Source organism: Pseudomonas sp. NPDC077408, assembly GCF_050269105.1.
Taxonomy (GTDB): domain Bacteria; phylum Pseudomonadota; class Gammaproteobacteria; order Pseudomonadales; family Pseudomonadaceae; genus Stutzerimonas.
In genome coordinates this window covers 621,324-645,517 of sequence record NZ_JBNNHS010000001.1, presented here as the reverse complement: position 1 = coordinate 645,517, position 24,194 = coordinate 621,324, and the positions used below count along the sequence as shown (strand labels likewise).

The window sequence follows — 24,194 nt, the reverse complement described above, 5'->3', positions numbered from 1 at the left end:
TCAACAATCGGCGCGATTGCTAATGTTCGGAGTAGAGATCGGGCTCGGGTGCAGAGCGATCTACACATAAAATTGGTCCCGCTATAGTTCTTGGCAAAGCTTGTGCAATCGAAGTGGTCTCATCGGCTGATTGATAGCTAGCGATTGGTGGCCGAATCTGCTTTTTGTCTCAGTTGCATCAATCCAGTTTGGTGCCTCGAAACTTCCTTCCCAGCAAGCCAACCGCTTTCTTTACAATGTTCTCTCCCTCCAGATTCACGACCGGGAGGTATTTGACCCTTTCCTTCTGTACATTTTGCTCAATCCACACGTTGAGCAAACGTTCCGCTAGAAAACCAAACACTCGGCCTTGGTACGGACCGTAACTCTGATAAGGGATTCGCTTCTGCGCCTCAAACAAGATTGCGAATAGCCATCCGCAGTATCTGTTGAATTCAGCTGAACGCATTACAAACATGTTGTAAAGCGAAACGCGCCGGCGTGACATAACCTCGTTAAATGCAGATAAGTAGTCGGGACACTGCTCGGCAATTATCGACTCTACCGTCAGAAGGTCATCTTGATGGTGCGCATTCTTGTAGTGTTCGCGCACTGTTTCAACCCAGTAGTTGCGGGGCTTGGAAACAACAACATCATGCGATTTGAGTAGTAAGGCTAGTTCTATTGAGCTCGCTACAGAATGTTGCAAAACGACTGATGCTTCGCCGTTGATCGACTTAAAATATCGACGATAATGCGACAGCCCATATATGCTTGATTTCTGATTTTTCCAAAGCCAATAAAGGCCAGTCAACTCACAAAAAGAGCGGTTTAACTCGGAGATGGATTCCCCGGTGTTATCTCCGCAAATAGCTAGCTGTTGCTTAGACGTTTCTCTTCCAACCTGAATAGGCATATAGCCAAGATCTGCAGGAAACTCATAATTCTTGTGCGCAGCCACCATGATCGAAACAGCAGTATTCATCAAATAGGATCCACAAAAAATACCGGCGGGGCAATATTGTTTTTTAGGCAATCAAGATAGGTAGCCGCAGCGTCTAATGCCTCCGCGATGGTCACATCCATATCCAGATAGCGATAAGTGCCCAGTCGCCCTACAAAGGAAACCTTCGTTTCTTTGCGTGCCAATTCTACGTACCTTTTTAGTTGCGCTTGCTCGCGCACTAGGCGGATGGGGTAATAAGGGATATCGCCTGGCTCACAGGCACGGCTGTATTCCTTGAATGCGACAGTTTTTTCGTGCGTCTCCCAAGGTGCAAAGTGCTTGTGCTCGGCGATGCGGGTATAGGGAACTGATTCGTCGCCATAGTTCATTACGGCACAGCCCTGGTAGTCCCCATCCGCCCGGATCTCTTCGAAATCCAAGGTGCGGTAAGGCAGACGCCCTTCACAGTAGTTAAACCACTCATCGATCGGGCCACTATAAAATACGTGGTCGTAATCCCCGATATCGGCACGTGCGACTTTTCGCTCTAACTCAACGCTGATCGATGAGTGGTCCAGCAGGCGTTCTACTAGGGCCGTGTAGCCGTCTTTCGGCATGCCTTGGTACTTATGGTTGAAATAGTTGTCGTCATAATTGAAACGAACAGGCAGTCGCTTGAGAATGCTTGCTGGAAGCTCGCTTGGCTCCAGTCCCCACTGTTTTTTAGTGTAGCCTTTGAAAAAAGCTTCGTAGAGCTCTTTGCCGACAAAGCGTAATGCCTGCTCTTCGAAGGACATTGGATTGGCGATACAGGTGTCGCCAATTTTTGTTAGATGTGCTTTGGCGCCATCAGGAGTCAGCGCTTGTTCGAAAAACTGATTTATGGTGTGCAGATTGATTGGAAGAGAGAATACTCTTCCGTTTACAGTTGTTTTCACTCTGTTGGTATAAGGCATAAAGGTGGCAAATCTATTTACGAAGTTCCAGACTCGCTCATTGTCAGTGTGAAATATGTGAGGGCCATATTTGTGCATCATTACACCGGAAGTGTTATCGCGTTCTGAATAACAGTTTCCAGCTAATTGAGCCCGAGCATCAGTGATATGAATATCATGCCCGTGAGATGCTAGCTCCCTGGCAACAACTGAGCCAGAAAAGCCAGCTCCAATTATTAATATTTTCAAAGTAAACTTCGCTTAATCGATATCGGGTTTACGGATTGCCGTTTGATATTTCGCTTGAGACCTAATCTGAAAGTTGTCCTGCGCTTCCTTCTGGTTACCATCAAGTCTACAGAGACGGCAAAATAATATGATATCGCCAAGGCATCATACGCTTTGTAGGGCTCGCCCATAAAAAATGCATTCATGACTATTTTTGTTCCTAAAAGAGCTATGAGAATCCTAAAGAAACTTAGCCGCGCAACAGAAAGATATAAGTACGAAAATATAAGGGAAGAAAAAACTCCTGTAGCCAACTGATAAATGGCGCCGCCAAAATAGTTCAAAGCAGCTAAGCCTACGGCAGGTCCTCCCATCGTAAATCGAATGTTTAACTCTCGCATCGCAGAAACTAGCCGATCGGGTGAGATCATCCACATAAGCATAACCAGCCCTGCAGGGTCCTGTTCAGAGTGGTTTTTCAATAAGTCTAATGGGGTCGCTAAGGGGGCTCCTTGAATGGCGAGTCTGTCGATTCCGTACCATACGTGGCCTTGTAAGCCAAAGGCTCGATCCACAATTTTTTTTGGAACATCCTCCCAGTTGTAATCGTGAAGATATACGTAGCCCGCAGCGGCGAGAAATAGCAGCAATAAAATAAGCAAAATACTAAGCAGAAACAACTTTCCAAGCTTGGGTTGCGTTTCCCTCACCAGAATTAGGCCTAGCATATATGCAGTAAAAAAATAGATTCCATACAAAAAAACGGATGTAAACTTTTCGGCAAGTAATATTAACAGAAAAATATTCATTACTGTTAAAGCAATATACTTACGTTTCACGCCGAAGGATGCGGTTAGCAGACCAAGGAAAAACGCACCGAATGTTATCAACGCAGGGATTCTGCTTAAGATACTAGGCAAATAATGCCAGTAGCGAAATCGTGAGACTCCCATGAGCAATGGCGAACCGTACACAAGAATAGTGCTGAAGCCTAGAGATAATACGATTCCCAAAAAGCAAGTACTTATATAGTCCAATTTTTTAAGTTTGTTGCTGCTGTCAGAGAGCTGGTATCTTTTGCTTATAATATTTGTCAGATAGACTGATGTCCAAAACAGCCCTAACATGTAAACCTGTACGAAAATAGCGAGTCGAATAGTGGCGCCATTATTGTGTCCATTGACGGCTTGCTCTGAAATATACTGCCCCGTTTCTATGTATAGATTTGAGATGACAATAGGTATAAATGAGGCGAAACTTAAGAGAGTTAGAAAAAAAACCCCTCTATTCGCTTTTAAGAGAAAGCAGCAGGATACTAAGAAAATTATTAATGAAAATGCGGAGTAAACGATGTTGTTGTCCGCAGCTAGGTTTATGCCCAGCAGGATAACTAGACAAATAGGGGTTGCAATGACGGTTATAAGAAAAGAGCGGCTGCTTATAGGTGTATTCATTTAAAAAAATTCCTAGGTAGCTCTCCATATTGCGAAAATCCAATATTTAGGCTGTGTAACCTTGTTTCCATAATCTCCGAAAGATTAGCAATTTCTTCTTGGCAGATGGGACTTATTGTTAGCTTTTTATAAGATCTAGCATAAACTATGTCTAGTGCAGGGGTTGAATAAAAGATGCACTTTCCGCCGTAGTACATATGCTCAAACGATAACGTAGATAATGGCGATATTAGAATATCGCTTGCCGACAAGTGATTCAAAAAATCCTTTGGTGTTTGGCTGTCGTATTTAAGGTTAGGCAGTTCGGCTCTGTAGTCAAAATAGTCTCTAGGGTGTATCCGTACGGTAAGCGTTTTCTCGTTTATAGAACAGTACTTGCTCAACAATCTTAAAAATGATATTTGCTCCATGTGTTGTTCGACATGGCCATGGGCAGCGAACGCTTGGGTGATAAAGAATAATTCAGGGATTTGGCGGATACCTGTTTTTCTTTCTTTCTTTAACCAAGGTGGCGGAATTAGTGAAATTTTATTCTTATCTACTCCACGGTCAACTATGAAAGTTTCGTTTATGGCGGATACCGTTATGATGCTAGAGGCTTCGCAAGAATTAAATAGCTTGTTTTTGGTTATAAAGCCTGGAATGCTAAAGCGAAGTAGATCAGAGACCCCTGATTTGTTCGCGGAATCAAACATTAGGCCTCTAAGATAGGCGATATGTTTGATTTTAAAAAGGGTGCTGGATAGTCTATGCTTCATCATTGAAAAGCCAGATATAATGATGTCTGGCTTCTCAACGTGCGACAGGTGAATAAAGTTTATCAATTCAAGTATTTTGTTTATGAAATTTGAGCGGGATATAGTGCGGTAATATTTCTTTTTGACTATGGCCCTGCTTTCGATCAGTTCAATGGAGTTTTTCAGTCTGACCGGTGCATAGATGGTAATTAGAGCGCCTTCCAGATTTTCGTTTATTATTTGTAGTATATCATTCAGCTCTTCGGTTACTTCACAGCTTATCAGAATCTTCATTTTTAAGGATTGGTAGCATTGGTTAGGAAGAAACAAGGCTACTGCGAGCATATATAAGATATGCAACTGGTACCTTGAGAGCCTGGGCGCTGTTACGCCTGCGGTGATTAAATCAGCGTAGGTGAGCTTATTTATCGAAACGAATTTTACTAGGCTAGCGTCGACAGGATTATTCTAATTCCTACGCTCATTACGTCCGTGCTGGCATCATTTGGCGTGGCCTGCAGAAAGTTTATTCTTATCTTCATTTCTTCGAGAGCAGCTCTAAGCTTGTGGGTGTGTTGGCTATTATATCAATCAAAAATCTTGCGCCGACGACTTCATTAATTTTCTTCGGTGCTACAGCTAACCCTGGCCTCACACTCCTTACAGCATCCTCAGTAATCACCTCCCCGCCTTCAAATCCTTTACGAAGTACAACGACCGCCGAAACTTTACGTTCCCCTGCTCACTGTATTTACGCCCGTAATCCACCTTGCCCAACGCGGCCCGGGCCGTCTTACTGTCACGACACAGTGCGGCAAGCTCCATGGGCCCTAGCGAGAAACTGTCGTCCGGTCCGCCGCCGCTGCGGTCGAGCGTGAAGTGACCGGAGTAGTCCACAAACGGTCACCGGGGCCAAGCCCAAGTGCCAGACAGGCGATATGCAACGCCGAGGTAGCGCTGTTCACGGCCAACGCATAGCTGGCACCGACGTGCTCTGCGACACGCTGCTTAAAAGCGAGGCACCATCGGACCTTGGGTCAGTAAGTCAGATTAAGCACTTCCAGAACCGTGTCGATATCGGCTTGTGTAATGTCCTTACGACCTTAAGGGATCATGACTCAAATGCTTCCGATTTTTTCGTAGTTGCGGTCGATCCAGGCGCTTAGCTCCTCATCGCTCATCCATTCGCTGTTGTTATCGCTGGAGTAAACGAAGCCTTCAGGTACTTTCTTGCCGTCTTTGATGCGCTTGATGCAAGTAGCCCAGTTGTTGATGGTCGGCAGAATCTTGAAGTGCTCGGGATATTCGTAGGTGTAGTAGGCGTCTTCGGCGCTGATCATCTGCTCATGCAGCTTTTCACCAGGGCGAATGCCGATTACTTCCTGTTCTGCTGCCGGAGCGATAACGCGCGCAAGGTCGGTGACCTTCATCGAAGGGATCTTTTTCACGTAGATCTCGCCGCCTTCCATGTCTTGAAAGGCGTGCCAGACCAGTTCCACGCCTTCTTCCAAGGAGATCATGAAGCGGGTCATGCGCTGGTCGGTAATTGGCAGCACACCTTTATCCTTGATGGACATAAAGAATGGGATTACCGAGCCGCGAGAGCCCATGACGTTGCCATAGCGGACCACGGAAAAACGGGTACCGTTCTCACCGGCATAGGAGTTGCCAGCGACAAATAGTTTGTCGGAGGCTAGCTTGGTGGCGCCGTACAGGTTGATCGGGCTGCTGGCCTTGTCGGTGGACAGGGCGACTACGCCTTTGACGCCCTTGTCGATGCAGGCGTCGATAAGGTTCATGGCGCCGTCAACGTTCGTCTTGACGCACTCGAAAGGGTTGTATTCGGCGGTCGGCACGATCTTGGTCGCGGCGGCATGCACTACGTAATCCACGCCATCCAGGGCGCGGTAGAGGCGATCCTTGTCACGCACGTCGCCAATGAAGAAGCGCACGCGCTTGTCACCCTCGAACTTCTTAGCCATGTCCCACTGTTTCATCTCGTCGCGGGAGAAGATGATGATTTTCTTCGGGTTGTATTTGGCTAGTGTCATCGGCACGAAGGTATTGCCGAACGAACCGGTGCCGCCGGTGACGAGGATGATCTTGTTGCTGAACATTTAGCGGGTTCCTCGGTTAAAACCTGAAGCTCGGTTGGTGCTAGTTGCGCGGTAGGGTGCGGGTGTCAGCTGGAAAAAGAACCAGGACTTCCATAGCAGCACCAGTGCGAAGGCTGCGGATAGACTGAGGGGTATCGCCAGCAGTGGCGAACAAAGTGAAAACAGCCACGTAGCCGGGATAAAGAACAGGAAGCTGGCGATGTGGCTTTGCATGATTGGGCGGTCATAGCCTTGGGCGTACAGGGCGTAATGCGGAACCATGCCGATGGCATAAAGCACGGTGGCCAGCAGAACCCACGGGAACAGGCCTTGCCGCTCGATATAAAGGGGTCGGTCCAGCCATTGCAGCAAGGGACCGATCAGCAGCAGCGCTATCACGGCAAAGGCGGCAGATAGCAGCAGAGTCTGTAGTAGCAACTTGCGCAACCCTTGGCGAAAGGCTGTGGCGTCCCGCCGATTATGCGCAGCGATTAGGCCGGGGTAGCTGAAGGCGAACACGCCTGCATCCAGAAACGACATCAGCGCATTGCTAATGCCCATGAACAATACATAAGCGCCCAACACTTCGATGCCCGCCAGCGCTTCGAACCAATAGCGGTCAAGGGTAAAGACGCCTCGTATCGCCAGGGTGGCCACTAGCAGCGGAACAGCAATCTTCAGTCCTCTGCCGATCCATTGCCAGTCGACCGGTTTTTCCCAGTTACCCATTTTCAGCCGAGTGATTGTGTGGATGCCAAGCAGCAAGGCTGTAAGCGCCCCAAGCGACCAGGCGGCTAGTACGTAATGCAGACTACGGGCGTCAGCTTCAAAAAACATCAGCACGGTTACCGCAACTGCCCAGACTCCGGAGCGCAGGAAGAGCACCAAGCTGGCAAGGAGCTGTTCCGAAATAGCGATCAGCAGGCGACCCACTTCCTGAGTCAGGTGTTCAAGTATCAGCAGTGCGAAGAACCAGCCGATCAGTCTCCAAGGCAGGAGTCCTTGTAGGAAGAGCAGGCACAGCAATGGCAAGAATACGGCATACATGATTCCTGAAAGGGCCCCCTGATCCTTCAATAGCCCGCCCCACTCGCTGCGCTCGCGCTTGAGCAATTCGCGAGTTGTGAATGCATAGAAGTCAAAACCCAACAAATAGAGGGCATAACTAATTGTTGCTGTGAGCAGCCCATATAGACCCAGCTCCGCTGGCTCAAGCAAACGCGCCAGGAAGAAGATCAGCAGGAACTTGCTGACTAGCGTCATGCCGCGTAAGGCCACATTGATCAGGCGAGTGAACATGGGTTCACTTTCTCTCCAGGCACAGTCCGCGTTGGGCCTTCATCTCGAAGGGCAGGCTGTTGCAGAGCGCACCGGTCAACCCGTTTTGCGCCGCGAGCAACTGGATCTGTTGGGCTTCACGCTGGCCATAGGTCACGCTGCGCCGAGCGGATTCGAGAAAGTTTGCGCGTTCCTGTTTGCTCAACTGTGCCCAGCCCGCAAACACGATCATGGCCACTTCCCGCTGGACTTCGAGGCGCGAGGGGCCGAGGGCTGAGGCTTGCTCCAGGGCTTGCTTGAACTCGTCATCAAACAGCGCCAGATGCAGCTTGGTATTGGCCAGCCGCGCCCAGGTGTTGGGCCATACCGGCCGTGCTTCGAGCGAGGCGCGATAGGCATCCAGGGCGGCCAAGCGAGAGCCGAGCGCATCCGGGCTGCCATAGGGCCGTTCGAACTGTTGCCAGCTGTAGACCCGCCCGAGGCGGTCAAGGTATTCGCCGTTGGCGACTGGATAAAGGCCGACGGCGCGTTGTGCAGCGCCTTCGGCGACTCGCCAAGCCGCATCCGATGGTTCGGTTCCTTTGCCTGCCCAATCCTGGAGAAAGGCTTCTGCCTGGTAGCTGGCAAACCCGGCGCCGGCCATGCGCAGGCCGGCGAACAACAGCCCCAACGAGGCCAGGAGAACGAGCGCTATTACCGCTTTTTGGGTGATGCTGGTCACGTTTTGCGATTCAGCGCGCGAACGCTGGCGCTTCCGGCGGCTTGGCCGGTCAAGGGTAAGGTCGGTCATTGGAAGTGGGACTGGGCGATTTGCCAGGGGTTGAGCTTGACCAGGGCTTCGGCCTTGGTTTCGCCTATCAGGCGTGCGGCATGTTGCATGCCGTCGTTGAGCTTCGGTGGCCGGTGCTGCTGGTTATGGGCGTCGGTGGCGAGAATCGTCACTACGCCCTCCTCCAACAACATATGGGCCAGTTGTTCGGCCGCCGGGCCAAAGCCACCCGCCACTGATGAGGCGGTAACCTGCAGCAGGCAACCTTGTTCGAGGAACGGTTTGAGCTTGCTTGGTGCGCGCAGCAGGCCCTTGTTGCGCTCGGGGTGGGCAATCATCGGAATGACGTTGCGTTGAATCAGCCAGCTGGTCAGGCGCTCCGCACCAAAGGGGATTTCGCCATGGGGGAATTCCAGCAACAGGACCTGCTTGCCTTGCCATTCGCCAAGAAAAGGGATCACGCCTTGGGTGATGCCGACCATCAGCTCCATACCGAAGCGTACTTCGGCGGCCGAGGCGACCTGCAAGGGGATATTGGCTTGCTGCAAGCCCGCGATAAATTGGGCCTTGGCGGCGGCAATGCTGACTGGGGTGTTGTCGTAGCGGCCTGGGTGAATGTGCGGTGTGCAGACCAGGTGAGTGATGCCTTCATCCACAGCCATACGGGCGAGCGCCAGTGCCGTATCCAGGTCTGGTGCGCCGTCGTCTATGCCTGGTAGCAGGTGATTGTGAAGGTCGATCATGGTGGTTCGGTTTGTCTTTGGTCGGTTGCTTTGGCTGTCGGGTGGATGGTCAGGTGGTACGCCACCCGGTGGATCGATGGAGCGTGATCCACCCTACGACGGGCTACTGGTCAAGCGGGTTTGGTATTGCTGTAGCCGTAGTAGTCGTAATAACCGCCGTAGCTGTAGCCGTATTTCTTGGCCTTTTTGATATCGACCTGGTTGAGCACAATGCCTTTGACCGGGGCGTTGTTTTGCAGCAGTTGGCCTACGCCCTTCTCCACCAGAGGGATATGCGTGGAGTCGGACTTGATCACGTAGATCAGCGAATCGGCCAGGGTCGACAGGATGATCGCATCGCTCACGGCCTGGGTTGGCGGGGAGTCGATGATGATGCGGTCGTACTTGGTCTTGAGCACTTCGATGGCCTTGGCGAACCGCTGTGAGGACAGCAGTTCGAGCGGGTTCGGCGGAACGGTGCCGGCACCGATCATGTCGAGGCCGTCGACCGTCTTGATGCACTCGTCCAGCTTGGCATTGCCGGCGATCAGGTTGGCCAGGCCGGGCGTGCCGACCGGGAACTCGAAACTCTTGGCCAGCGTTGGACGACGCAGGTCGGCATCTATCAGCAGCACTCGCTCCATCTGGCCCAGTGCAAAGGCCATGTTGACCGAAACGGTACTCTTGCCCTCGCCCGGAATGGACGAGGTGATCACCATGACCTTGTGAGGGTTATCGATCCCGGAGAGCACGACACCGGTCCGGATGGTGCGAATCGACTCGGAAAAGCTCTTGTCCTTGTCGCTGGTGAACAGCCGCGCCATGTCGCTGCGCTCGCCTTGCTTGATCATCGGCAGAATGCCGAACACCGGGATGTTCAGGCGCCCTTCTACTTCTTCGGTGCTTTTGAAGGTGTTGCTCAGCGCGTCCAACAGCAAGGTCAGGCCGACACCGACAAACAGCGCCAGCAGTGCGGCGATGGCGACGATAAGCGACTTCTTCGGTTTGATCGGCTCGTTTGGCACCACGGCCTTGTCGACCACGCGGGCGTTTGCGGTTTCCAGATCGGAGGTTGCGGCCGTTTCTTTCAGACGGGTCATGAAGGTGTCGTACAGCGCGCGGTTGCCATCGACTTCGCGCTGCAGTTCGCGCAGTTGGAATTCCTTGCGGGAGATGTCCTGAATTTGCGACTTGTTGGCGTTGAACGAGGCCTGCAGCGAGCTCTCGTTAGCCAGTGCCAGCTGATAGTTGCGCTCGATACCGGCCACGATCTGCTCAACCTGCCCGCGCAGGCTACCGGACGCAGCGCTGAGATCCGAGCGTGCAGCCGCCATCGACGGATGCCCCGGACCATAGCGTTTGGACAGTTCTTCGACCTTCGCTTGGGCCTTGGCCTGCTCGGCCTTGAATTGCTGGATCAGCGGATGGCCAAGCACGGCGGGAATGGTCGCCAGACGCTCCCAACCGCCGGTGCGCATACTCTGCACCTGGCGATACTGGCTCTCGGCCTCGGCACGCTGACGACGAGCATCAATCATGCGATCACCAGTGAGCGAGAGTTCGGCGGCGCTGATGGTGGCCACGCCGTCGACATCAACCAGGTTTTCTTTCTCGCGGAAGGCTTGCAGCCGATCCTCGGCGCTCTTCAACTTGGTGCGCAGTTCGCCGAGGCGGCTGTTCATCCAGTTGGTGGCCGTCAACGACATTTCCATGGTCGCTTCGAGTTGCGTCTCGATGAAGCCATTGGTCAAGGCGTTGGCGGCGAGTGCGGCAGTGTAAGGGTCGGCCATGTCGACCTGGACCTTTACCAGCTGGCTCTTGCCTTGCGGCTCAATGCTGATGCGCTCCATGAACTCGAGTGTTACCGCATCGAAGATGTCCGATTCGGTTTTGTCCATTTCGCCGTCAAGGTCACCCGGCATGGTAAAGGGCATCGCCTTGCGGAAATCAAGCTTGGCCAGCACGCCGCTCACATCGATCAGCGGCTCGGGCTGCTGTCGCGGGTCGAACTCAGGGTGGGTGGTCAGGTTGAGCTGACGCACCACGCGCTCCGCCAGTGCCCTGGACTTGAGCAGTTCGAATTGGGTCTGTAGATATTCGCTGCCTGCGCCTTCGAGCCCGTACACCTGCTCGATGGATACGACCTTGGCGGTTTTTTCCTCGATGAGGAGCGTTGCAGCCGCGCGATAGATTGGCGTGATCGCGAGCACCCCAAGGATCGTGACCATAGTGACCACAAGCACCAGGGTGATGATGCTCCACTTGCGGCGCCAGACGGTCTGCCAAAGTTTCAACAGGTCAATTTCATCATCGTCGTTGTCGTCCTGGCGCTGGCCGACCAGGTTGCGCTCGATGATCTGGGTATTGTCGCTTGTCATGCTCGGAAAAACTCTGAATAGATGTAGGCGCTCAGGCACCGGACCGCGCCCAGTCGGCTCGGCGGCCGCCCATCAGGAACGACGATTTAAGTATTGGCCGCGAGGTCTACAGCGGCGCTTGCTCAGCTTCGGCGGGCTTAGAAGAATCCCTGCTCGATGGTGATGGTGTCGCCAGGTGCCACAACGGTGTCGAGCGTGCCGCTGATCGGCTTGTCGCTCTGCTGATCGCGGATCACATTGATTCGCTTGGTGGACGCGCGCTCGGTCAGGCCGCCCGCAAGAGCAATGGCACGACGCAGCGTCAGGCCCGGCTGATAGGGATAGCCGCCCGGCTCTTTCACTTCACCGCTGATGAAGAACTCACGGTAGGTCAGGACGCTGACCGATACGCGTGGGTTGATCAGGTATTCGCCCTTGAGGTTGTCAACGAGCATCTGTTCGATTTCCGACGCAGTCTTGCCCTTGGCGCGCAGCTCCCCAATGAACGGATAAGAGAAGGTGCCGGCATCGGTGAGGCGCAGCTCCTCGAAGCTCAGGTCCGGTTCGCCAAATACGTTGATGCGAATGACGTCGCCTGAAGCCAGCTTGTAGGTAGAGCTGCCTTCGGCCTGAGCATTGGCGCTGAGAAGGAACATGCCGAAAAGCATGCTGTAGAAGAATCGATTGAACATATGACTCGGTTTCTCTTGGTTGACGCGCGAATGATCCGGAAGCGTTGCTACTGCCGGATCGTCCGTAACCGCGGGTATTACAGGCTGGCTGTGAAGCTGATCGAATAGATGTTGCGTTCGTAGCTCTCATTCACCACGTTGGAATCGTTCTCGGCGTACTTGTAGCCGATGCCGATATCCAGCCAGCGACGCATTTCGTAGTTCAGGCCCAGACCGAAGATATCGGTCTTGTCGAGACGGTTATTTACCGTGTCGTCGATGTAATCCTGCTCGCTGCGGGTGTAGCTGGCGATGGAGTACACGCGATCAAGCCAATAATGCTTCCAGTCCAGGGTGGTGCTGGTTGCCTGGATTGCCGATGCGCCATTTTCGCCTTCGTCCAGAGCGCGACGCGCTTTCAGGCCGAACGTGGAATAGGTACGTGGCTGCCAGGTGATACCGGCTTCCCACATACCGCCCGACTGGTCGTCATTGATGTTGCGGTCGAACTCTTTCTTTTCACGGCCGAACTTGACGGTGCCGGTAGTCTTGGCCGTGGCATCCCAGGTCAGACCGCCGAGGAATGCCAGATTGGTGGCGTCCAGACTCTTGGCCGAAACATAGGAGTAATCGGTGTGACGCAGCTCGGCCAGAGCACGTGTCTTGGCGCCGAGGCGGTAGTACAGCGTGCTACGCAGTGCTGTGGCGTCACGCTCCTTTTCGGAGTTCAGACGCGTACCGTTGGAGCGAAGCCCGGTGTTGTCGTAGCGCAGCTCTTTGTAGTCGGCTCCGAAGTCGACCTGAGCACGCGCAGTCTCGACACCATAGGTGTAGACGCCACCAATGTTCTTGCTGTTGTACTTGTCGCCCTGCACGCCCGGAGTCGCCGAGGTGGTTTCTTCCACTTTGTGGTAACCGGCATTCAGGACAAGCTGATTGCGCGCATTGAAGCGGAACCCAGCATCACCCGTCAGGTGATGGTCGGTGTTGTTGTCCTTGTGGCTGGAGTGAATGGTGTCACTGTCAGCTGTGTAGCTCAGGACGTATTCAGATTTGCGACCGTATGCAGTCAGTGCCAGGGTCGGCGAAATACGGGTGATCCAAGACGATTCTTCGTTCTTTTCCACTTCACGAAAGTTGTCGTCATAGCTTTCGCTGACTTTCAGGGTTGGCGTGAATTCCAGACCGTCAGCGATCTTCATGCTCATGGCTTCAACAGCCAGAGCGCTGCCACTAGCAGCGGACACAGCGATTGCCAGCAGGCTGGCCTTGATTTTGGTGCTCATGCGTTCCAGTCCCTTACCCATCGACAGGAAGTTTCAAAATCAGAAGCCGGCTCATCACCGACTTCTGGTGCGATCGAGTCGATCAGTTAGGGCTGGCGGGTGTGCTGCTGCCACCGCCACCGCCGCCACCGCTGCTTGCAGGGTTGTTGGAAACGGTGGTGGTCGAGCCGGCAGTAGCGCCAGCCGGAGCTGCACCAGCTGCTGATGCAGCTGCGTTGATAGCGGCGGCTTGGGCTGGAGCAGCGGCAACAGCTGCATTAGTGATCGCTACGGCTTGAGCTGGTGCGGCGCTGATTGCAGCCGTCACGATTGCTGCGGCCTGAGCCGGAGCAGCGCTTACGGCAGCGCTAACGATGGAAGCAGCCTGAGCTGGAGCAGCCGCAACGGCAGCGGCGACGATCGAAGCAGCGGCATCTGGATTGGCAGCCACGACAGCCGCAACGGCTTGTGCCAAGGCGTCACCCTGAGCGACGGCGAGGGCCTGTGCCTGGGCTTCGGTCAGCTGTACACCAGTCGCCTGAATGGCGGCCAGCGTGGCCTGATCGGCTAGTGCATGGCCGGAAGCCAGCGCCATGGCCAGAGTAAGAGTGGATAGGGTTTTGCGCATAATGAACGTCCTCGTTGGCTGTTGCATGGTTCTTGCCCTCCCGCTGCGTGAGCAGCGGGTAGCGGTGGTTATCGTTTCGCCCGGCCCCGCCGTAGCCGGCTGGTACGCGGACCAGAGTCATGTTCGTGCAGGCTGCTGAATGGCGGACGAACGAAAACACGACGCGGAAGAACGCATCGTGTAGTAAAGGGAGAAGTAATCAAAAATGACGTTAATCCTTTAACGAGCGCAGCAGTCACGAGGCTGCAGACACGCTACCGCCCCAGGATTTTCCGTCGGATTCCTGAAAACGGCGCGGTATGAAATCCATGCTTCGATGAAATCGCGGGAACCGCGAAGACGTACGAGTGGAAATGTTCCCCAAATAAACTTCGCGGCTTGGCAGCGCGAAGAAAATGTCGCTATTGCACGCGGTGATCCAACTCAGGCCTGTGTTCGGCCTTTCGAGCATCCATCTATCACTGCTTTGACGCTGCGCCGACTGTATCCGTCAGCTGCAGGGTCCGTACGCTCTAACTGGCCCCATGAGGGCGGGAGAGAAATCGCCGCGGAGTATACTGGCGGGATGGCATTTAGGCATCATGTTTTAGTGTCGCGGCAACGTTCTATTTAGCTTTAGCGATGCCGCCCAGCGGCACGCGGATCCTCTGTTCACGCTGCAGAAAGTTAAGTAGCAGCACGACCCGGTCGTCGCCATCCATGGCACAGAAGACGGCCTCCAGCTCAGCAAACGGGCCGCTGATGATCCGGACCGTTTCACCGACGACCAACACGGGTGCTCCTTCCGCCTGCCCTGCTCGCTGCCGGAGCTGCAGGATGATTTCGGGATCTATTGGAAGCGCACCCTCGCCGAACCCAACGAGACGAAGAACCCCGCGCGTCGAGCGCAACGGCCCCCAGTTGTCTCCCGCATCGAGCCGAATAAACAGGTAGCCCGGAAATAGCGACTCCACGACACGCTGCCGTTTGCCCCGCACGACTCGCTCGCGCGAAAGCGTTGGACGCAAACACTCATAGCCCTGACGGACCAGATTCTCTTCAGCGCGCTCGTCTTGGCGTACTTTGCATTGGAGCAAGTACCAGCACCCAATATCACGATCCATGTGGAGCCTCGCCAAACATTCATAAACGGGGAATGATGGCTTTTTGATATCTATCTTGCAATGTAAAACGGACACCCAGGGCCTCTACCTTTGGATCAGGCGCCAACACCGTCCGCTTGGTCCAACTACCCGGCTCCAGCCTAAGAGCGACCAGGGGAGTCAGCTCAGGAACCACAAAAGAGAACCATAAGCATCAGAAACGAAAAAGCCCCGTAAATCATTTGATTACGGGGCTTCTAGAAGAATGGCGGAGAGATAGGGATTTGAACCCTAGGAACTGTTGCCAGTTCAACGGATTTCGAATCCGTCCCGTTCGGCCACTCCGGCATCTCTCCAGCGGCGCGCATCATAGCAGCTCGGTTTGTTTTGTCTAACCCCAACTGCTCAGATTTTTTTAACGGCGCCATATCGTGACAGCCAGGCTGGCTGCAGTGATCAGCCCCGCCCGGCCGCCTCCAATTAGCTGGTCAGGCGCGTCAGCGCTTCACGGTATTTGCCGGCAGTCTTCTGGGCCACATCAGCTGGAACAGGCGGGGCTGGCGGCTCCTTGTTCCAGCCGGTGGATTCCAGCCAGTCGCGGACAAACTGTTTGTCGAAGCTCGGCGGGTTGCTGCCTTCAGCGTAACTGTCTGCAGGCCAGAAGCGGCTGGAGTCAGGTGTAAGCACTTCATCCATCAGTGTCAGCTCGCCGTTTTCGTCAAGGCCGAACTCGAACTTGGTATCAGCGATGATGATGCCCCGCGTTGCTGCGTACGCGACGGCTGCGCTGTACAGCGCGATCGACGTATCGCGCACCTTTGCCGCAAGCTCTTTACCTATGATGGCTTCGCACTGCTCAAAGGAGATGTTCTCGTCGTGATCGCCCACGGCCGCCTTGGTCGACGGCGTAAAGATCGGCTGCGGCAGCTTGGCCGCCTCTTTCAGGCCGGCTGGCAGCTTGATGCCGCAGACGGTGCCGTTCTGCTGGTATTCCTTCCAGCCCGAGCCGACGATATAACCCCGCACGATGGCCTCGACTGCTACGGGTTTCAGACGCTTAGCCACTACCGCCCGCCCCTCTACCAGAGGCAGCTCCGCGGCAGATACTACGTCCTCGACCTTGTCGCCGGTGAAATGGTTAGGGACCAGCTGAGCAAGCTTGTCGAACCAGAAGTTGGAAATGGCGGTCAGGATCTTGCCTTTCTCCGGGATCGGTTCGGCTAGGATCACATCAAATGCCGAAAGCCGGTCGGTGGCGACCATCAGCATGCGCTTGTCGTCGATCTCGTACAGATCACGCACCTTGCCAGAATAGATTTTCTTCAGGCTGAGGGAATTGGGAGTGGTCATGGCGATTCTCGCGGTTGCCGAACCTACGCCGGCTTGCGCAACAGCGCAGCCGCAACGATTGGATCAGTCATCAAACGAAACAGGCGAAACCGAGAGGTTTCGCCTGACTTGATCGAAGCGGACTGTTTTGCAGAATCAGTCCAGGTTGTCCTTGAGCATATTCAGCACGCGTCGCGAGGTTTCAGCCGGAGCAACGGTGTCGAGATCCTTGTCGAGGGTGACCTGTACCTTGTCTCCCACAGCGGTCACGCGTACCTGATAACGTTCGGCGCGGGCTTCGATTTCTTCGCGGTCAGGGGCTCCACCGAACAAGCGCGAGAAGAAACCTGGCTTCTCGTCTGGATTAGCCGCGCCTTCCGCCAGATTGACGTAGTAAACGCCAAGGCTTCTATCCAAATCCTCGACGAGGATATCGCTCGCAGCTAGAGCACGACCGACGCTCGACCAACCACGGTTGAAATCGGTGTCAAGCTGCAACACTGGCTCGCCGCTGCCGGCTTCATTGAGTGTGACACGGCTTGGCGCGTCGAACTCGCGCTCAGCCAGCAGCGAGGCGGATCCACCTTGTGCGGTGCTGCTGCTCAGCCCTGCCTGCAGCTCATCGAGCAGTACACGATCACGCTCCGCATTCGCCGGGGTGTCCGGCCAGGCAACATCGGCACTGCTGCCTGCGGGGCGCTCAACGCTGACCAAGAAGATCTCGCTGGTATCACGCTGCACACCGGGCTCGACGCGAACCCTTACACGGGTTTCGCCTTCGCCCAGGCCAAGGTTGCGTACTAATGCTGGCGAGAGCTGGTCACGGGTCTGCCAGGCGGTGACGAACTCACCGGTCTGAGGCCGCTCTTCGGCAATCTGGAAGCCGTTATCGGTGAAGAACTGACGGGCCGCCGCCCACACTTGCGAAGGAGCACGCATAGCAACAAGCCAGCGCGCATCTTCAGATGTCTGCAGCGTGTAGTCGCTCGCCTCTTCGGCGGCGACAAGACGCTGTGGACGGGGCACTTCGTACTCGCCTGTCGCACGACTGTCGGCTACTTGCTGTGGAATTGGCAGCAGCGGCTCGATCGGGCGCAGCTCGACATCGCCAGGCACCTGCATCGGCGGCACCTGCTGTGCCTGCAGGTAGTCGCTGCCACGGTCGCGGAAGTATCCGTCTTCACCCCACAACCAGCCACAACCGCTGGTTCCAGAGATGATCAAGGCTAGGGTCGAGAGGCCGGCCAATCGCTTCATGCATGTTCCTTCATTATTAAACCAGTACGCCTGAGACTATCAGGCCAGCACACCGGACTGACGCATCGCGTCGCGAAGCGGCTCGTGGCAACGCTGGCTAAGCCAGGTGAGCGGCAGGCGAATGCCGTCCGGTATAAGACCCATCTCGTGCAGAGCCCATTTCACCGGAATCGGATTGGCCTCAAGGAACAGTGTCTGGTGCAGCGGCATCAACAGCGCATTGATGGCACGCGCCTTGTCGGCATCGCCAGCGATAGCAGCGGTACACAGCTCGCTCATCGCGCGCGGCGCAACGTTCGCGGTAACGGAGATGTTGCCCTTGCCCCCCATCAGCATCAGTTCTACGGCAGTGGCGTCATCGCCGGAATAGACGAGGAAGTCCTTGGCGACGCGATCAAGCACCTCCTGCCCGCGCTTGAGATCACCGGTTGCTTCTTTAACGCCGATGATATTTGACACCTTGGCCAAGCGTTCGATGGTTTCCGGCAGCATGTCGCAGGCAGTACGCCCGGGGACGTTGTAAAGAATCTGGGGAATCGCTACAGCTTCGGCGATGTGGCGGAAGTGAAGATACATACCTTCCTGCGTCGGCTTGTTGTAGTACGGCGTAACCAGTAGACAGGCGTCAGCGCCGGCCTGCTTGGCGTTTTCAGTCAGCTCGACGGCTTCACGCGTTGAGTTGGCCCCGGTACCGGCGATCACTGGGATTCGACCGTTGACCTGATCAACTACTCGACGGATCACCTCGATATGCTCAGCCACTTCGAGAGTAGACGCTTCGCCAGTAGTACCGACCGCAACGATTGCATGGGTGCCTTCCTGGAGATGGAAGTCGACCAGCTTGCTCAGGCTATCCCAATCAAGACCACCCTGTGCGTCCATGGGAGTGACCAACGCCACCATACTGCCCGCAATCATGCAACCCACTCCTGCCGGAAAAAGAGAGGCGTAATGGTACAAGGCTCCCGAGCGCTTTGCGAGTACGCTGGAGGCATCAACCGCCGGAACGACTGAGCACCGGCGCGACAGTCAACTGGCTTACTCGGCCGACGCATTCCCTCTGACGACGCTTTTCGCTACCCTTAGCCATTTTCGGCTTGGCTGGCCGCCCGATTCATCACCGCCAGGAATCTGCATGTCCACCCCCCCAGTACCCCGAGAACAATTTCTCGTCATCAGCGCCATGGGCCGGAGCCCGATGGCGCTCACCAATGTGCTTTGCCGAGCCAGCAACGAGAATCGCTGCGCCGTGGTCAGTACGCGCCTGACCCGACACGGCGAATGCTGTGCCCTGGTTCTGGAGATCACCGGAAGCTGGGACGCGCTTGCTCGAATGGAGACGGCCCTGCCCGGCCTGGCCAAGAAGCACGAGTTCACCACTAATGTGGTGCGCAGCGAAGCACTGGAGACTCGACCACAGGCGCTGCCCTATGTGGCGTATGTCAGCTCGGCCTATCGTCCAGACATCCTCAACGAGTTGTGCCAGTTCTTTATCGACCATCGTGTCGAGCTCGAAGCCCTTACATGCGATACCTATGAGGCACCGCAAACTGGCGGCACCATGCTCAACGCGACGATGACCGTCACATTGCCGGCTGGCACGCAGATCAGCTGGCTACGGGACCAATTCCTCGATTTCGCCGATGCACTAAACCTGGATGCGTTGATCGAACCCTGGCGCCCTCAGAACCCTTAATTTAGGAAAGACCTCCATGTCCGTAGCCGTTGACCAACCCGTGCCGGCCTTCCAGGCACAGGCGACCAGCAACACGCAGGTCAGCCTCGATGCGTTGAAGGGCAAGCAGGTGGTCCTCTACTTCTACCCGAAGGACAATACTCCGGGCTGCACGACGCAAGGCCAGGGCTTTCGCGACCAGCACGACGCCTTCATTGCCGCCGACACGGTCGTTTTCGGAGTGTCGCGAGACAGCCTGAAAACCCATGAGAATTTCAAGACCAAGCAGGGCTTTCCCTTCGAGCTGATCTGCGACAAAGACGAGCAGCTTTGCCAGCTATTCGACGTGATCAAGCTGAAAAAGCTTTACGGCAAGGAGTATCTGGGCATAGACCGAAGCACCTTCCTCATCGACGCTGACGGCGTGCTGCGGCAGGAATGGCGCGGGGTGAAGGTGCCAGGGCATGTAGACGCCGTGCTGCAGGCCGCACAAGCATTGCACCAGGGCTGATCCGAGCGACCTACCAAGCTCCATCGCAGCAAACCGGGAATGCTGAGGCTACGGCTTGCAGCTTGCCGTGGCCTCGCCTGCTGCGCTCCCCACCGGGCCGCCCTTCCGACGTGCCGCCTTTAAAATTATCCGACGTGCTCCACCACCGGTAGCGTGGCCGGCCGGCGCGGCCAAGCGTAAAGCACGGCCTTGAACAGGGTCGCCAAGGGAATCGCGAAGAACACGCCCCAGAAGCCCCACAAGCCACCGAACAGCAGCACGGCGCAGATAATCGCAACAGGGTGCAGATTCACCGCCTCGGAAAACAACAGCGGCACTAAAACGTTGCCATCCAACGCCTGGATAATGGCGTAGGCCACCATCAAGTAGATGAACTGGTCGCCCACCCCCCACTGAAAGAGCCCGATCAATGCGATCGGAATGGTAACGACAGTGGCCCCGATATAGGGCACCACCACCGAAATCCCGACGAGCATGGCCAGTAACGCCGCATAGTTCAGCTCAAGGGCGGCGAACACTGCATACGAGACCACACCACAGATCAGAATCTCGATCGCCTTGCCGCGTATGTAGTTGGCGATCTGCACATTCATTTCTTGCGCGACCTGGGTGATCAGCCCTCGCTCGTGCGGCAGGTAACCACTGAGCCAATCGTTAATCTGTTGGCGATCTTTGAGAAAAAAGAACACCAGGATCGGCACCAGGATCAGATAGATCATCAGGCTCAGCAGCAGCGGCAGGCTCGACAACGAAGACGTGAGCATGATTTGGCCATAACGACCGACCTCGCCGCGGATGAAATCGATACCCCGCAGCACCTGCACCTCAGTGAGCAATTGGGGGTAGCGCTCGGGCAGAAGAAGCAGCAGCGACTGCCATTCCACTAGCATCCGCGGGAGCTCGTTGAACAGCGTCAGCACCTGCTGCCACATCAACGGCGCCAAGAACAGCATGCAGACGGTCAGCAGACCGATGAACATCAAAAACACCAGCCAAACCGCTATCAAATGCGGCAGCTTGATTCGCTCCAGCGCACCGACCAACCCCTGCATCAGATACGCCAGCACCAAGCCGGCGATGACGGGGGCCAGCATGTGACCGAGGGTCAACACTGTCGCAAAGGCGACCACCAGCAGAACCCCAAGGACCACCGCCTCCTCATCCGAAAAATAGCGATGTATCCAACTCCGTAACACGTTGAGCATATGCCTTCCTTAACAGCCGTCAGGCCTTGCGCAGCCAGTAACGGTAAAGCCCTTCGTCCGCTTCTTCGTGCAGCAGCGTATGGCCGGCCAGATTGGCGAAACTGCGAAAGTCGCGTTGCGATCCCGGGTCGGTCGCGGTGACCATTAATACTTGCCCGCTGGCCAGTCGATTGAGTTCCAGCTTGGCCTTTAGCAGCGGCATCGGACAGGCCAGCCCGACCGCATCCAGCTCGGCGTCACAGGCCATGCCGGGGGCACCCTGTTGAATCATGTTCATCTCCTCGAAAGGGCTGCAGGATACCGAGCTGCGCCCGGCTCTGGCCAGCGACCCGAGCACAAGGCTACAGTAGCGCTCCCGCCTTTAAGAGCCAGTCTGGATGAAATTGCTGCGCCCTACCCTGCTGACACTTGCCTGCCTGATCGGCCAGCCGGTACTAGCCAACGACCTTCCCTCGCTCGGCGACTCCAGCTCCGGCATCGTCTCGCCAGAGCAGGAACATCAGCTGGGCAGAGCCTGGCTCAGCCTGTTGCGTGGCCAGGTCCCTCAGCTGTCCGACCCGCTGCTGAAGGACTACTTGGAGCGCAGCGTGTATCGCCTGGCCGAAACCAGCCAGCTACAGGATCGTCGCCTGGAATTCGTGCTGCTCGACAGCCCACAGCTGAACGCCTTTGCCGCGCCCGGCGGCATCATTGGGGTCAATGGCGGATTGTTTCTTCATGCGCAGACTGAAGCCGAGTACGCCTCGGTACTCGCGCACGAACTGGCCCACCTGTCGCAACGCCATTTCGCGCGCGGGCTGGAAGCGCAAAAACGTATGCAGCTACCACTGATGGCGGCCATGCTCGCCGGTGTTGTCGCCGCTGCGGCTGGTGCAGGCGATGCCGGCATCGCAGCCATTATTTCGACGCAGGCGGCGGCAATTCAATCTCAGCGTCGTTTCTCCAGACAGAACGAGCAAGAAGCCGACCGAATTGGCATCATCAACCTTGAGCGAGCCGGCTACGACCCGCGCGCCATGCCTGAGATGTTCGGCCGCCTGATGCGCCAATATCGTTATGACCAGAAGCCACCAGAATTCCTTCTCACCCACCCGGTCACCGAATCACGTATTGCCGACACCAAGAACCGCGCCGAGCAATACCCCGATACAGGCGTCGAAGACAGTCTGAAGTATCAGTTGCTACGTGCTCGCATGGACCTGAAGTTCGAAAGCACGCCAGGGGTCAGCGCCAAGCGCTTCCGCGCGATGCTAGCGGACGATCCGAACCTCGACGCGGCTCGCTACGGGCTGGCGCTGGCGCAGATGAAAAGCGGCCAGCTGAAGGAAGCCACGTTGAACCTTGAGCCATTGCTGGCAAAGGAACCGGACGATGCCACCTACAACCTAGCCCAGATCGAGCTGGACATCACGGCTAACCGCCTTGCCGCCGCGCGCGCGCGGTTGCAGGGCTTGCTTATCCTTTACCCAGGAAATTATCCGGTACGCCAGGCGAATATTGATCTGCTGATCAAGGAAAACAAACTGCAGGATGCCGAGCAGGAGCTTGACGCTCTGGTGGAAGCCCGGCCACAGGACCCGGACATCTGGTATCAGGTTGCAGAAATCCGTGGCCTCACCGGCAACATCATCGGCCTGCATCAGGCCCGCGCGGAATATTTCGCACTCGTTGGGGATTATGATCAGGCAATCGAGCAGTTGGACTTCGCCAAACGTCGCTCGAACAACTTCCAGAGCGCGGCACGAATTGATGCCCGGCAGAAACAGCTGATCGAAGAAAAACGTATGGTTGAGGACATGTTGCGTTGAATCCTGCAGCAGCCTCAGGCTGCCACAGGATTCAGGCCCACAACCCGTCCAAGCTCTTGCATCAGGCGTTGCCAGCCTGCCTGATGCGAGCGGCCTGAGTGAATTCAAGCATGCGCTTGAGCGGCTTGACTGCTCGCGGTATCAAAGCCGGATCGACCCGTATCTCATTGCTGCCAGTGCGCAGGCACTCAAGCGTGCGCTCGAGTGTATTCATCGCCATCCACGGGCAATGAGCGCAACTCCGACAGGTGGCGCCACTGCCGGCCGTCGGCGCCTCAATGAACTGCTTGTCCGGGCAAAGCTGCTGCATTTTATAAAAAATCCCGCGATCAGTCGCGACGATGAACGTCGTGTTCGTCAGGGTCTGCGCCGCCTTGATCAGCTGACTGGTCGACCCGACCGCGTCGGCAAGGGCGATCACCGATTCAGGCGACTCTGGATGGACTAGCACTGCTGCGTCCGGATACAGCGCTTTCATGTCCTCCAATTGCTTCGACTTGAACTCTTCATGGACGATGCATGCGCCATCCCAAAGCAACATGTCGGCGCCAGTTTCACGCTGCACGTAGTTTCCGAGGTGCCTATCGGGGGCCCAGATGATCTTCTCGCCGTTATCCATCAGGCTTTCGACGATTTCCAGCGCACAACTGGAGGTGACGACCCAATCGGCACGTGCCTTTACCGCGGCGGACGTGTTGGCATAAACCACAACGGTACGCTCTGGATGCTGGTCGCAAAATGCCGAGAACTCTTCGACCGGGCACCCAAGGTCCAAAGAACAGGTCGCCTCCAATGTCGGCATCAGGACCCGCTTCTCGGGATTGAGGATCTTCGCCGTTTCACCCATGAACTTGACGCCTGCCACGACCACCGTCTGCGCGCAGTGCTCGTTGCCGAATCTTGCCATCTCCAGCGAATCCGAAACGCAGCCGCCAGTTTCCTCGGCCAATGCCTGGATCACCGGGTCGGTGTAATAGTGGGCAACCAGCACCGCGTTTTGCCGCTTCAGTTCGGCGGCGATATCACTGCGCAACTGCGCCTCCTGCTCAGGCGTCAGCGGCTTGGGCTGCTTGGCCGCCAGGTGAGCCTGCACCAGAATACGTTCGGGGATATGCGTCATGTTCGCTGGTTCCTGCAAGCACGGCGGTGTACGAGCCGCCGATTATAGCCATCGAGGCCGAGAATACGGACGTAGCGAAGGAAGAGATGAAGCGAGGACGGGCCGAGCCTTTCACCCCTGCCGTTACCAAGGGGGGGGAATA

Annotated in this window: 22 protein-coding genes, 1 tRNA gene and 2 pseudogenes; 3 read left to right on the top strand and 22 right to left on the bottom strand. The window is 55.7% G+C overall.

Annotation, left to right across the window (positions count from 1 at the left end):
- Window positions 1-178: 178 nt before the first annotated feature.
- The 19 genes and pseudogenes from ACQKEK_RS03320 to dapA all read right to left on the bottom strand — a co-directional run bounded on the left by ACQKEK_RS03320 (window position 179) and on the right by dapA (window position 18,651).
- Window positions 179-964 carry a DUF4422 domain-containing protein gene (locus ACQKEK_RS03320; RefSeq protein WP_499141011.1) on the bottom strand — a complete coding sequence of 262 codons (786 nt, stop codon included), beginning with the start codon at window positions 962-964 and terminating at the stop codon, window positions 179-181.
- Window positions 964-2,109, bottom strand: a complete 1,146-nt coding sequence (glf, locus tag ACQKEK_RS03315; protein ID WP_499141009.1) for a UDP-galactopyranose mutase — start codon at window positions 2,107-2,109, stop codon at window positions 964-966. Before glf ends, ACQKEK_RS03320 begins: the two co-directional genes overlap by 1 nt.
- Window positions 2,106-3,542, bottom strand: coding sequence for a DUF6418 domain-containing protein (locus tag ACQKEK_RS03310; RefSeq protein ID WP_499141007.1), 1,437 nt, complete (start codon window positions 3,540-3,542; stop codon window positions 2,106-2,108). Before ACQKEK_RS03310 ends, glf begins: the two co-directional genes overlap by 4 nt.
- Window positions 3,539-4,573 (bottom strand): glycosyltransferase family protein, encoded by a 1,035-nt coding sequence (locus tag ACQKEK_RS03305; protein ID WP_499141005.1) that lies wholly within the window; start codon window positions 4,571-4,573, stop codon window positions 3,539-3,541. The genes ACQKEK_RS03310 and ACQKEK_RS03305 overlap by 4 nt, the downstream gene beginning before the upstream one ends.
- A gap of 244 nt (window positions 4,574-4,817) precedes the next feature.
- Window positions 4,818-5,161 (bottom strand): annotated as a pseudogene (locus tag ACQKEK_RS03300) (SAF domain-containing protein); the annotation flags it as partial.
- Window positions 5,143-5,370: pseudogene (locus ACQKEK_RS03295) on the bottom strand (DegT/DnrJ/EryC1/StrS family aminotransferase); the annotation flags it as partial. The pseudogenes ACQKEK_RS03300 and ACQKEK_RS03295, both read right to left, overlap by 19 nt.
- Before the next feature lie 27 nt (window positions 5,371-5,397).
- Window positions 5,398-6,396, bottom strand: coding sequence for a UDP-N-acetylglucosamine 4,6-dehydratase (inverting) (gene pseB, locus ACQKEK_RS03290; RefSeq protein ID WP_499141003.1), 999 nt, complete (start codon window positions 6,394-6,396; stop codon window positions 5,398-5,400).
- Window positions 6,397-7,674 (bottom strand): lipopolysaccharide biosynthesis protein, encoded by a 1,278-nt coding sequence (locus tag ACQKEK_RS03285; protein WP_499141002.1) that lies wholly within the window; start codon window positions 7,672-7,674, stop codon window positions 6,397-6,399.
- A 4-nt stretch (window positions 7,675-7,678) separates the two neighbouring features.
- Window positions 7,679-8,374, bottom strand: coding sequence for a hypothetical protein (locus ACQKEK_RS03280; RefSeq protein ID WP_499141000.1), 696 nt, complete (start codon window positions 8,372-8,374; stop codon window positions 7,679-7,681).
- Window positions 8,375-8,439: 65 nt separating this feature from the next.
- A complete protein-coding gene (locus tag ACQKEK_RS03275; RefSeq protein ID WP_499140999.1) occupies window positions 8,440-9,165 on the bottom strand; it encodes a tyrosine-protein phosphatase in 726 nt (241 codons plus the stop codon).
- Window positions 9,166-9,275: 110 nt separating this feature from the next.
- On the bottom strand, window positions 9,276-11,522 hold the full coding sequence (locus ACQKEK_RS03270; RefSeq protein WP_499140998.1) for a GumC family protein: 2,247 nt from the start codon (window positions 11,520-11,522) through the stop codon (window positions 9,276-9,278).
- Between the two features lie 137 nt (window positions 11,523-11,659).
- Window positions 11,660-12,193 carry a polysaccharide biosynthesis/export family protein gene (locus ACQKEK_RS03265; protein ID WP_499140997.1) on the bottom strand — a complete coding sequence of 178 codons (534 nt, stop codon included), beginning with the start codon at window positions 12,191-12,193 and terminating at the stop codon, window positions 11,660-11,662.
- Window positions 12,194-12,270: 77 nt separating this feature from the next.
- A complete protein-coding gene (locus tag ACQKEK_RS03260) occupies window positions 12,271-13,458 on the bottom strand; it encodes an outer membrane beta-barrel protein (protein WP_499140996.1) in 1,188 nt (395 codons plus the stop codon).
- Between the two features lie 82 nt (window positions 13,459-13,540).
- Window positions 13,541-14,065 (bottom strand): hypothetical protein, encoded by a 525-nt coding sequence (locus tag ACQKEK_RS03255; protein ID WP_499140995.1) that lies wholly within the window; start codon window positions 14,063-14,065, stop codon window positions 13,541-13,543.
- Window positions 14,066-14,670: 605 nt separating this feature from the next.
- Window positions 14,671-15,168 (bottom strand): transcription/translation regulatory transformer protein RfaH, encoded by a 498-nt coding sequence (rfaH, locus tag ACQKEK_RS03250; RefSeq protein ID WP_499140994.1) that lies wholly within the window; start codon window positions 15,166-15,168, stop codon window positions 14,671-14,673.
- A gap of 245 nt (window positions 15,169-15,413) precedes the next feature.
- Window positions 15,414-15,503, bottom strand: a tRNA-Ser gene (locus ACQKEK_RS03245).
- A 124-nt stretch (window positions 15,504-15,627) separates the two neighbouring features.
- Window positions 15,628-16,497, bottom strand: coding sequence for a phosphoribosylaminoimidazolesuccinocarboxamide synthase (locus ACQKEK_RS03240; RefSeq protein WP_499140993.1), 870 nt, complete (start codon window positions 16,495-16,497; stop codon window positions 15,628-15,630).
- 135 nt (window positions 16,498-16,632) lie between these two features.
- The gene (gene bamC / locus ACQKEK_RS03235) at window positions 16,633-17,733 is read right to left on the bottom strand and encodes an NlpB/DapX family lipoprotein (RefSeq protein ID WP_499140992.1); all 1,101 of its coding nucleotides are present in this window, start codon (window positions 17,731-17,733) and stop codon (window positions 16,633-16,635) included.
- A gap of 39 nt (window positions 17,734-17,772) precedes the next feature.
- Window positions 17,773-18,651: a 4-hydroxy-tetrahydrodipicolinate synthase gene (dapA, locus tag ACQKEK_RS03230; RefSeq protein ID WP_127838853.1), complete on the bottom strand. Its 879-nt coding sequence runs from the start codon at window positions 18,649-18,651 to the stop codon at window positions 17,773-17,775.
- 217 nt (window positions 18,652-18,868) lie between these two features.
- Here dapA and ACQKEK_RS03225 point away from each other — a divergent pair, with 217 nt between their 5' ends.
- Both ACQKEK_RS03225 and ACQKEK_RS03220 read left to right on the top strand, forming a co-directional pair.
- Window positions 18,869-19,429: a glycine cleavage system transcriptional repressor gene (locus ACQKEK_RS03225; RefSeq protein WP_045428702.1), complete on the top strand. Its 561-nt coding sequence runs from the start codon at window positions 18,869-18,871 to the stop codon at window positions 19,427-19,429.
- A gap of 16 nt (window positions 19,430-19,445) precedes the next feature.
- On the top strand, window positions 19,446-19,919 hold the full coding sequence (locus ACQKEK_RS03220; protein WP_045428704.1) for a peroxiredoxin: 474 nt from the start codon (window positions 19,446-19,448) through the stop codon (window positions 19,917-19,919).
- 125 nt (window positions 19,920-20,044) lie between these two features.
- On the opposite strand, the gene ACQKEK_RS03215 is transcribed toward ACQKEK_RS03220, so the two are convergent.
- Together ACQKEK_RS03215 and ACQKEK_RS03210 are read right to left on the bottom strand one after the other, a co-directional pair.
- Window positions 20,045-21,124 (bottom strand): AI-2E family transporter, encoded by a 1,080-nt coding sequence (locus ACQKEK_RS03215; RefSeq protein ID WP_499140991.1) that lies wholly within the window; start codon window positions 21,122-21,124, stop codon window positions 20,045-20,047.
- A gap of 19 nt (window positions 21,125-21,143) precedes the next feature.
- A complete protein-coding gene (locus tag ACQKEK_RS03210; protein WP_128119375.1) occupies window positions 21,144-21,395 on the bottom strand; it encodes a sulfurtransferase TusA family protein in 252 nt (83 codons plus the stop codon).
- Between the two features lie 106 nt (window positions 21,396-21,501).
- Here ACQKEK_RS03210 and ACQKEK_RS03205 point away from each other — a divergent pair, with 106 nt between their 5' ends.
- Window positions 21,502-22,932 (top strand): M48 family metalloprotease, encoded by a 1,431-nt coding sequence (locus ACQKEK_RS03205; RefSeq protein WP_128119376.1) that lies wholly within the window; start codon window positions 21,502-21,504, stop codon window positions 22,930-22,932.
- 61 nt (window positions 22,933-22,993) lie between these two features.
- On the opposite strand, the gene nadA is transcribed toward ACQKEK_RS03205, so the two are convergent.
- Window positions 22,994-24,052, bottom strand: coding sequence for a quinolinate synthase NadA (gene nadA, locus ACQKEK_RS03200; RefSeq protein ID WP_499140990.1), 1,059 nt, complete (start codon window positions 24,050-24,052; stop codon window positions 22,994-22,996).
- Between the last annotated feature and the right edge of the window lie 142 nt (window positions 24,053-24,194).

What these genes read in the sequence shown, in the direction of transcription:
- ACQKEK_RS03320 (WP_499141011.1), bottom strand. Translation starts at nt 964, where the DNA reads ATGAATACTGCTGTTTCGATCATGGTGGCTGCGCACAAGAATTATGAG.
- ACQKEK_RS03310 (WP_499141007.1), bottom strand. Translation starts at nt 3,542, where the DNA reads ATGAATACACCTATAAGCAGCCGCTCTTTTCTTATAACCGTCATTGCA.
- ACQKEK_RS03305 (WP_499141005.1), bottom strand. Translation starts at nt 4,573, where the DNA reads ATGAAGATTCTGATAAGCTGTGAAGTAACCGAAGAGCTGAATGATATA.
- pseB (WP_499141003.1), bottom strand. Translation starts at nt 6,396, where the DNA reads ATGTTCAGCAACAAGATCATCCTCGTCACCGGCGGCACCGGTTCGTTC.
- ACQKEK_RS03285 (WP_499141002.1), bottom strand. Translation starts at nt 7,674, where the DNA reads ATGTTCACTCGCCTGATCAATGTGGCCTTACGCGGCATGACGCTAGTC.
- ACQKEK_RS03275 (WP_499140999.1), bottom strand. Translation starts at nt 9,165, where the DNA reads ATGATCGACCTTCACAATCACCTGCTACCAGGCATAGACGACGGCGCA.
- ACQKEK_RS03270 (WP_499140998.1), bottom strand. Translation starts at nt 11,522, where the DNA reads ATGACAAGCGACAATACCCAGATCATCGAGCGCAACCTGGTCGGCCAG.
- ACQKEK_RS03265 (WP_499140997.1), bottom strand. Translation starts at nt 12,193, where the DNA reads ATGTTCAATCGATTCTTCTACAGCATGCTTTTCGGCATGTTCCTTCTC.
- ACQKEK_RS03260 (WP_499140996.1), bottom strand. Translation starts at nt 13,458, where the DNA reads ATGAGCACCAAAATCAAGGCCAGCCTGCTGGCAATCGCTGTGTCCGCT.
- ACQKEK_RS03255 (WP_499140995.1), bottom strand. Translation starts at nt 14,065, where the DNA reads ATGCGCAAAACCCTATCCACTCTTACTCTGGCCATGGCGCTGGCTTCC.
- rfaH (WP_499140994.1), bottom strand. Translation starts at nt 15,168, where the DNA reads ATGGATCGTGATATTGGGTGCTGGTACTTGCTCCAATGCAAAGTACGC.
- ACQKEK_RS03240 (WP_499140993.1), bottom strand. Translation starts at nt 16,497, where the DNA reads ATGACCACTCCCAATTCCCTCAGCCTGAAGAAAATCTATTCTGGCAAG.
- bamC (WP_499140992.1), bottom strand. Translation starts at nt 17,733, where the DNA reads ATGAAGCGATTGGCCGGCCTCTCGACCCTAGCCTTGATCATCTCTGGA.
- dapA (WP_127838853.1), bottom strand. Translation starts at nt 18,651, where the DNA reads ATGATTGCGGGCAGTATGGTGGCGTTGGTCACTCCCATGGACGCACAG.
- ACQKEK_RS03225 (WP_045428702.1), top strand. Translation starts at nt 18,869, where the DNA reads ATGTCCACCCCCCCAGTACCCCGAGAACAATTTCTCGTCATCAGCGCC.
- ACQKEK_RS03220 (WP_045428704.1), top strand. Translation starts at nt 19,446, where the DNA reads ATGTCCGTAGCCGTTGACCAACCCGTGCCGGCCTTCCAGGCACAGGCG.
- ACQKEK_RS03215 (WP_499140991.1), bottom strand. Translation starts at nt 21,124, where the DNA reads ATGCTCAACGTGTTACGGAGTTGGATACATCGCTATTTTTCGGATGAG.
- ACQKEK_RS03210 (WP_128119375.1), bottom strand. Translation starts at nt 21,395, where the DNA reads ATGATTCAACAGGGTGCCCCCGGCATGGCCTGTGACGCCGAGCTGGAT.
- ACQKEK_RS03205 (WP_128119376.1), top strand. Translation starts at nt 21,502, where the DNA reads ATGAAATTGCTGCGCCCTACCCTGCTGACACTTGCCTGCCTGATCGGC.
- nadA (WP_499140990.1), bottom strand. Translation starts at nt 24,052, where the DNA reads ATGACGCATATCCCCGAACGTATTCTGGTGCAGGCTCACCTGGCGGCC.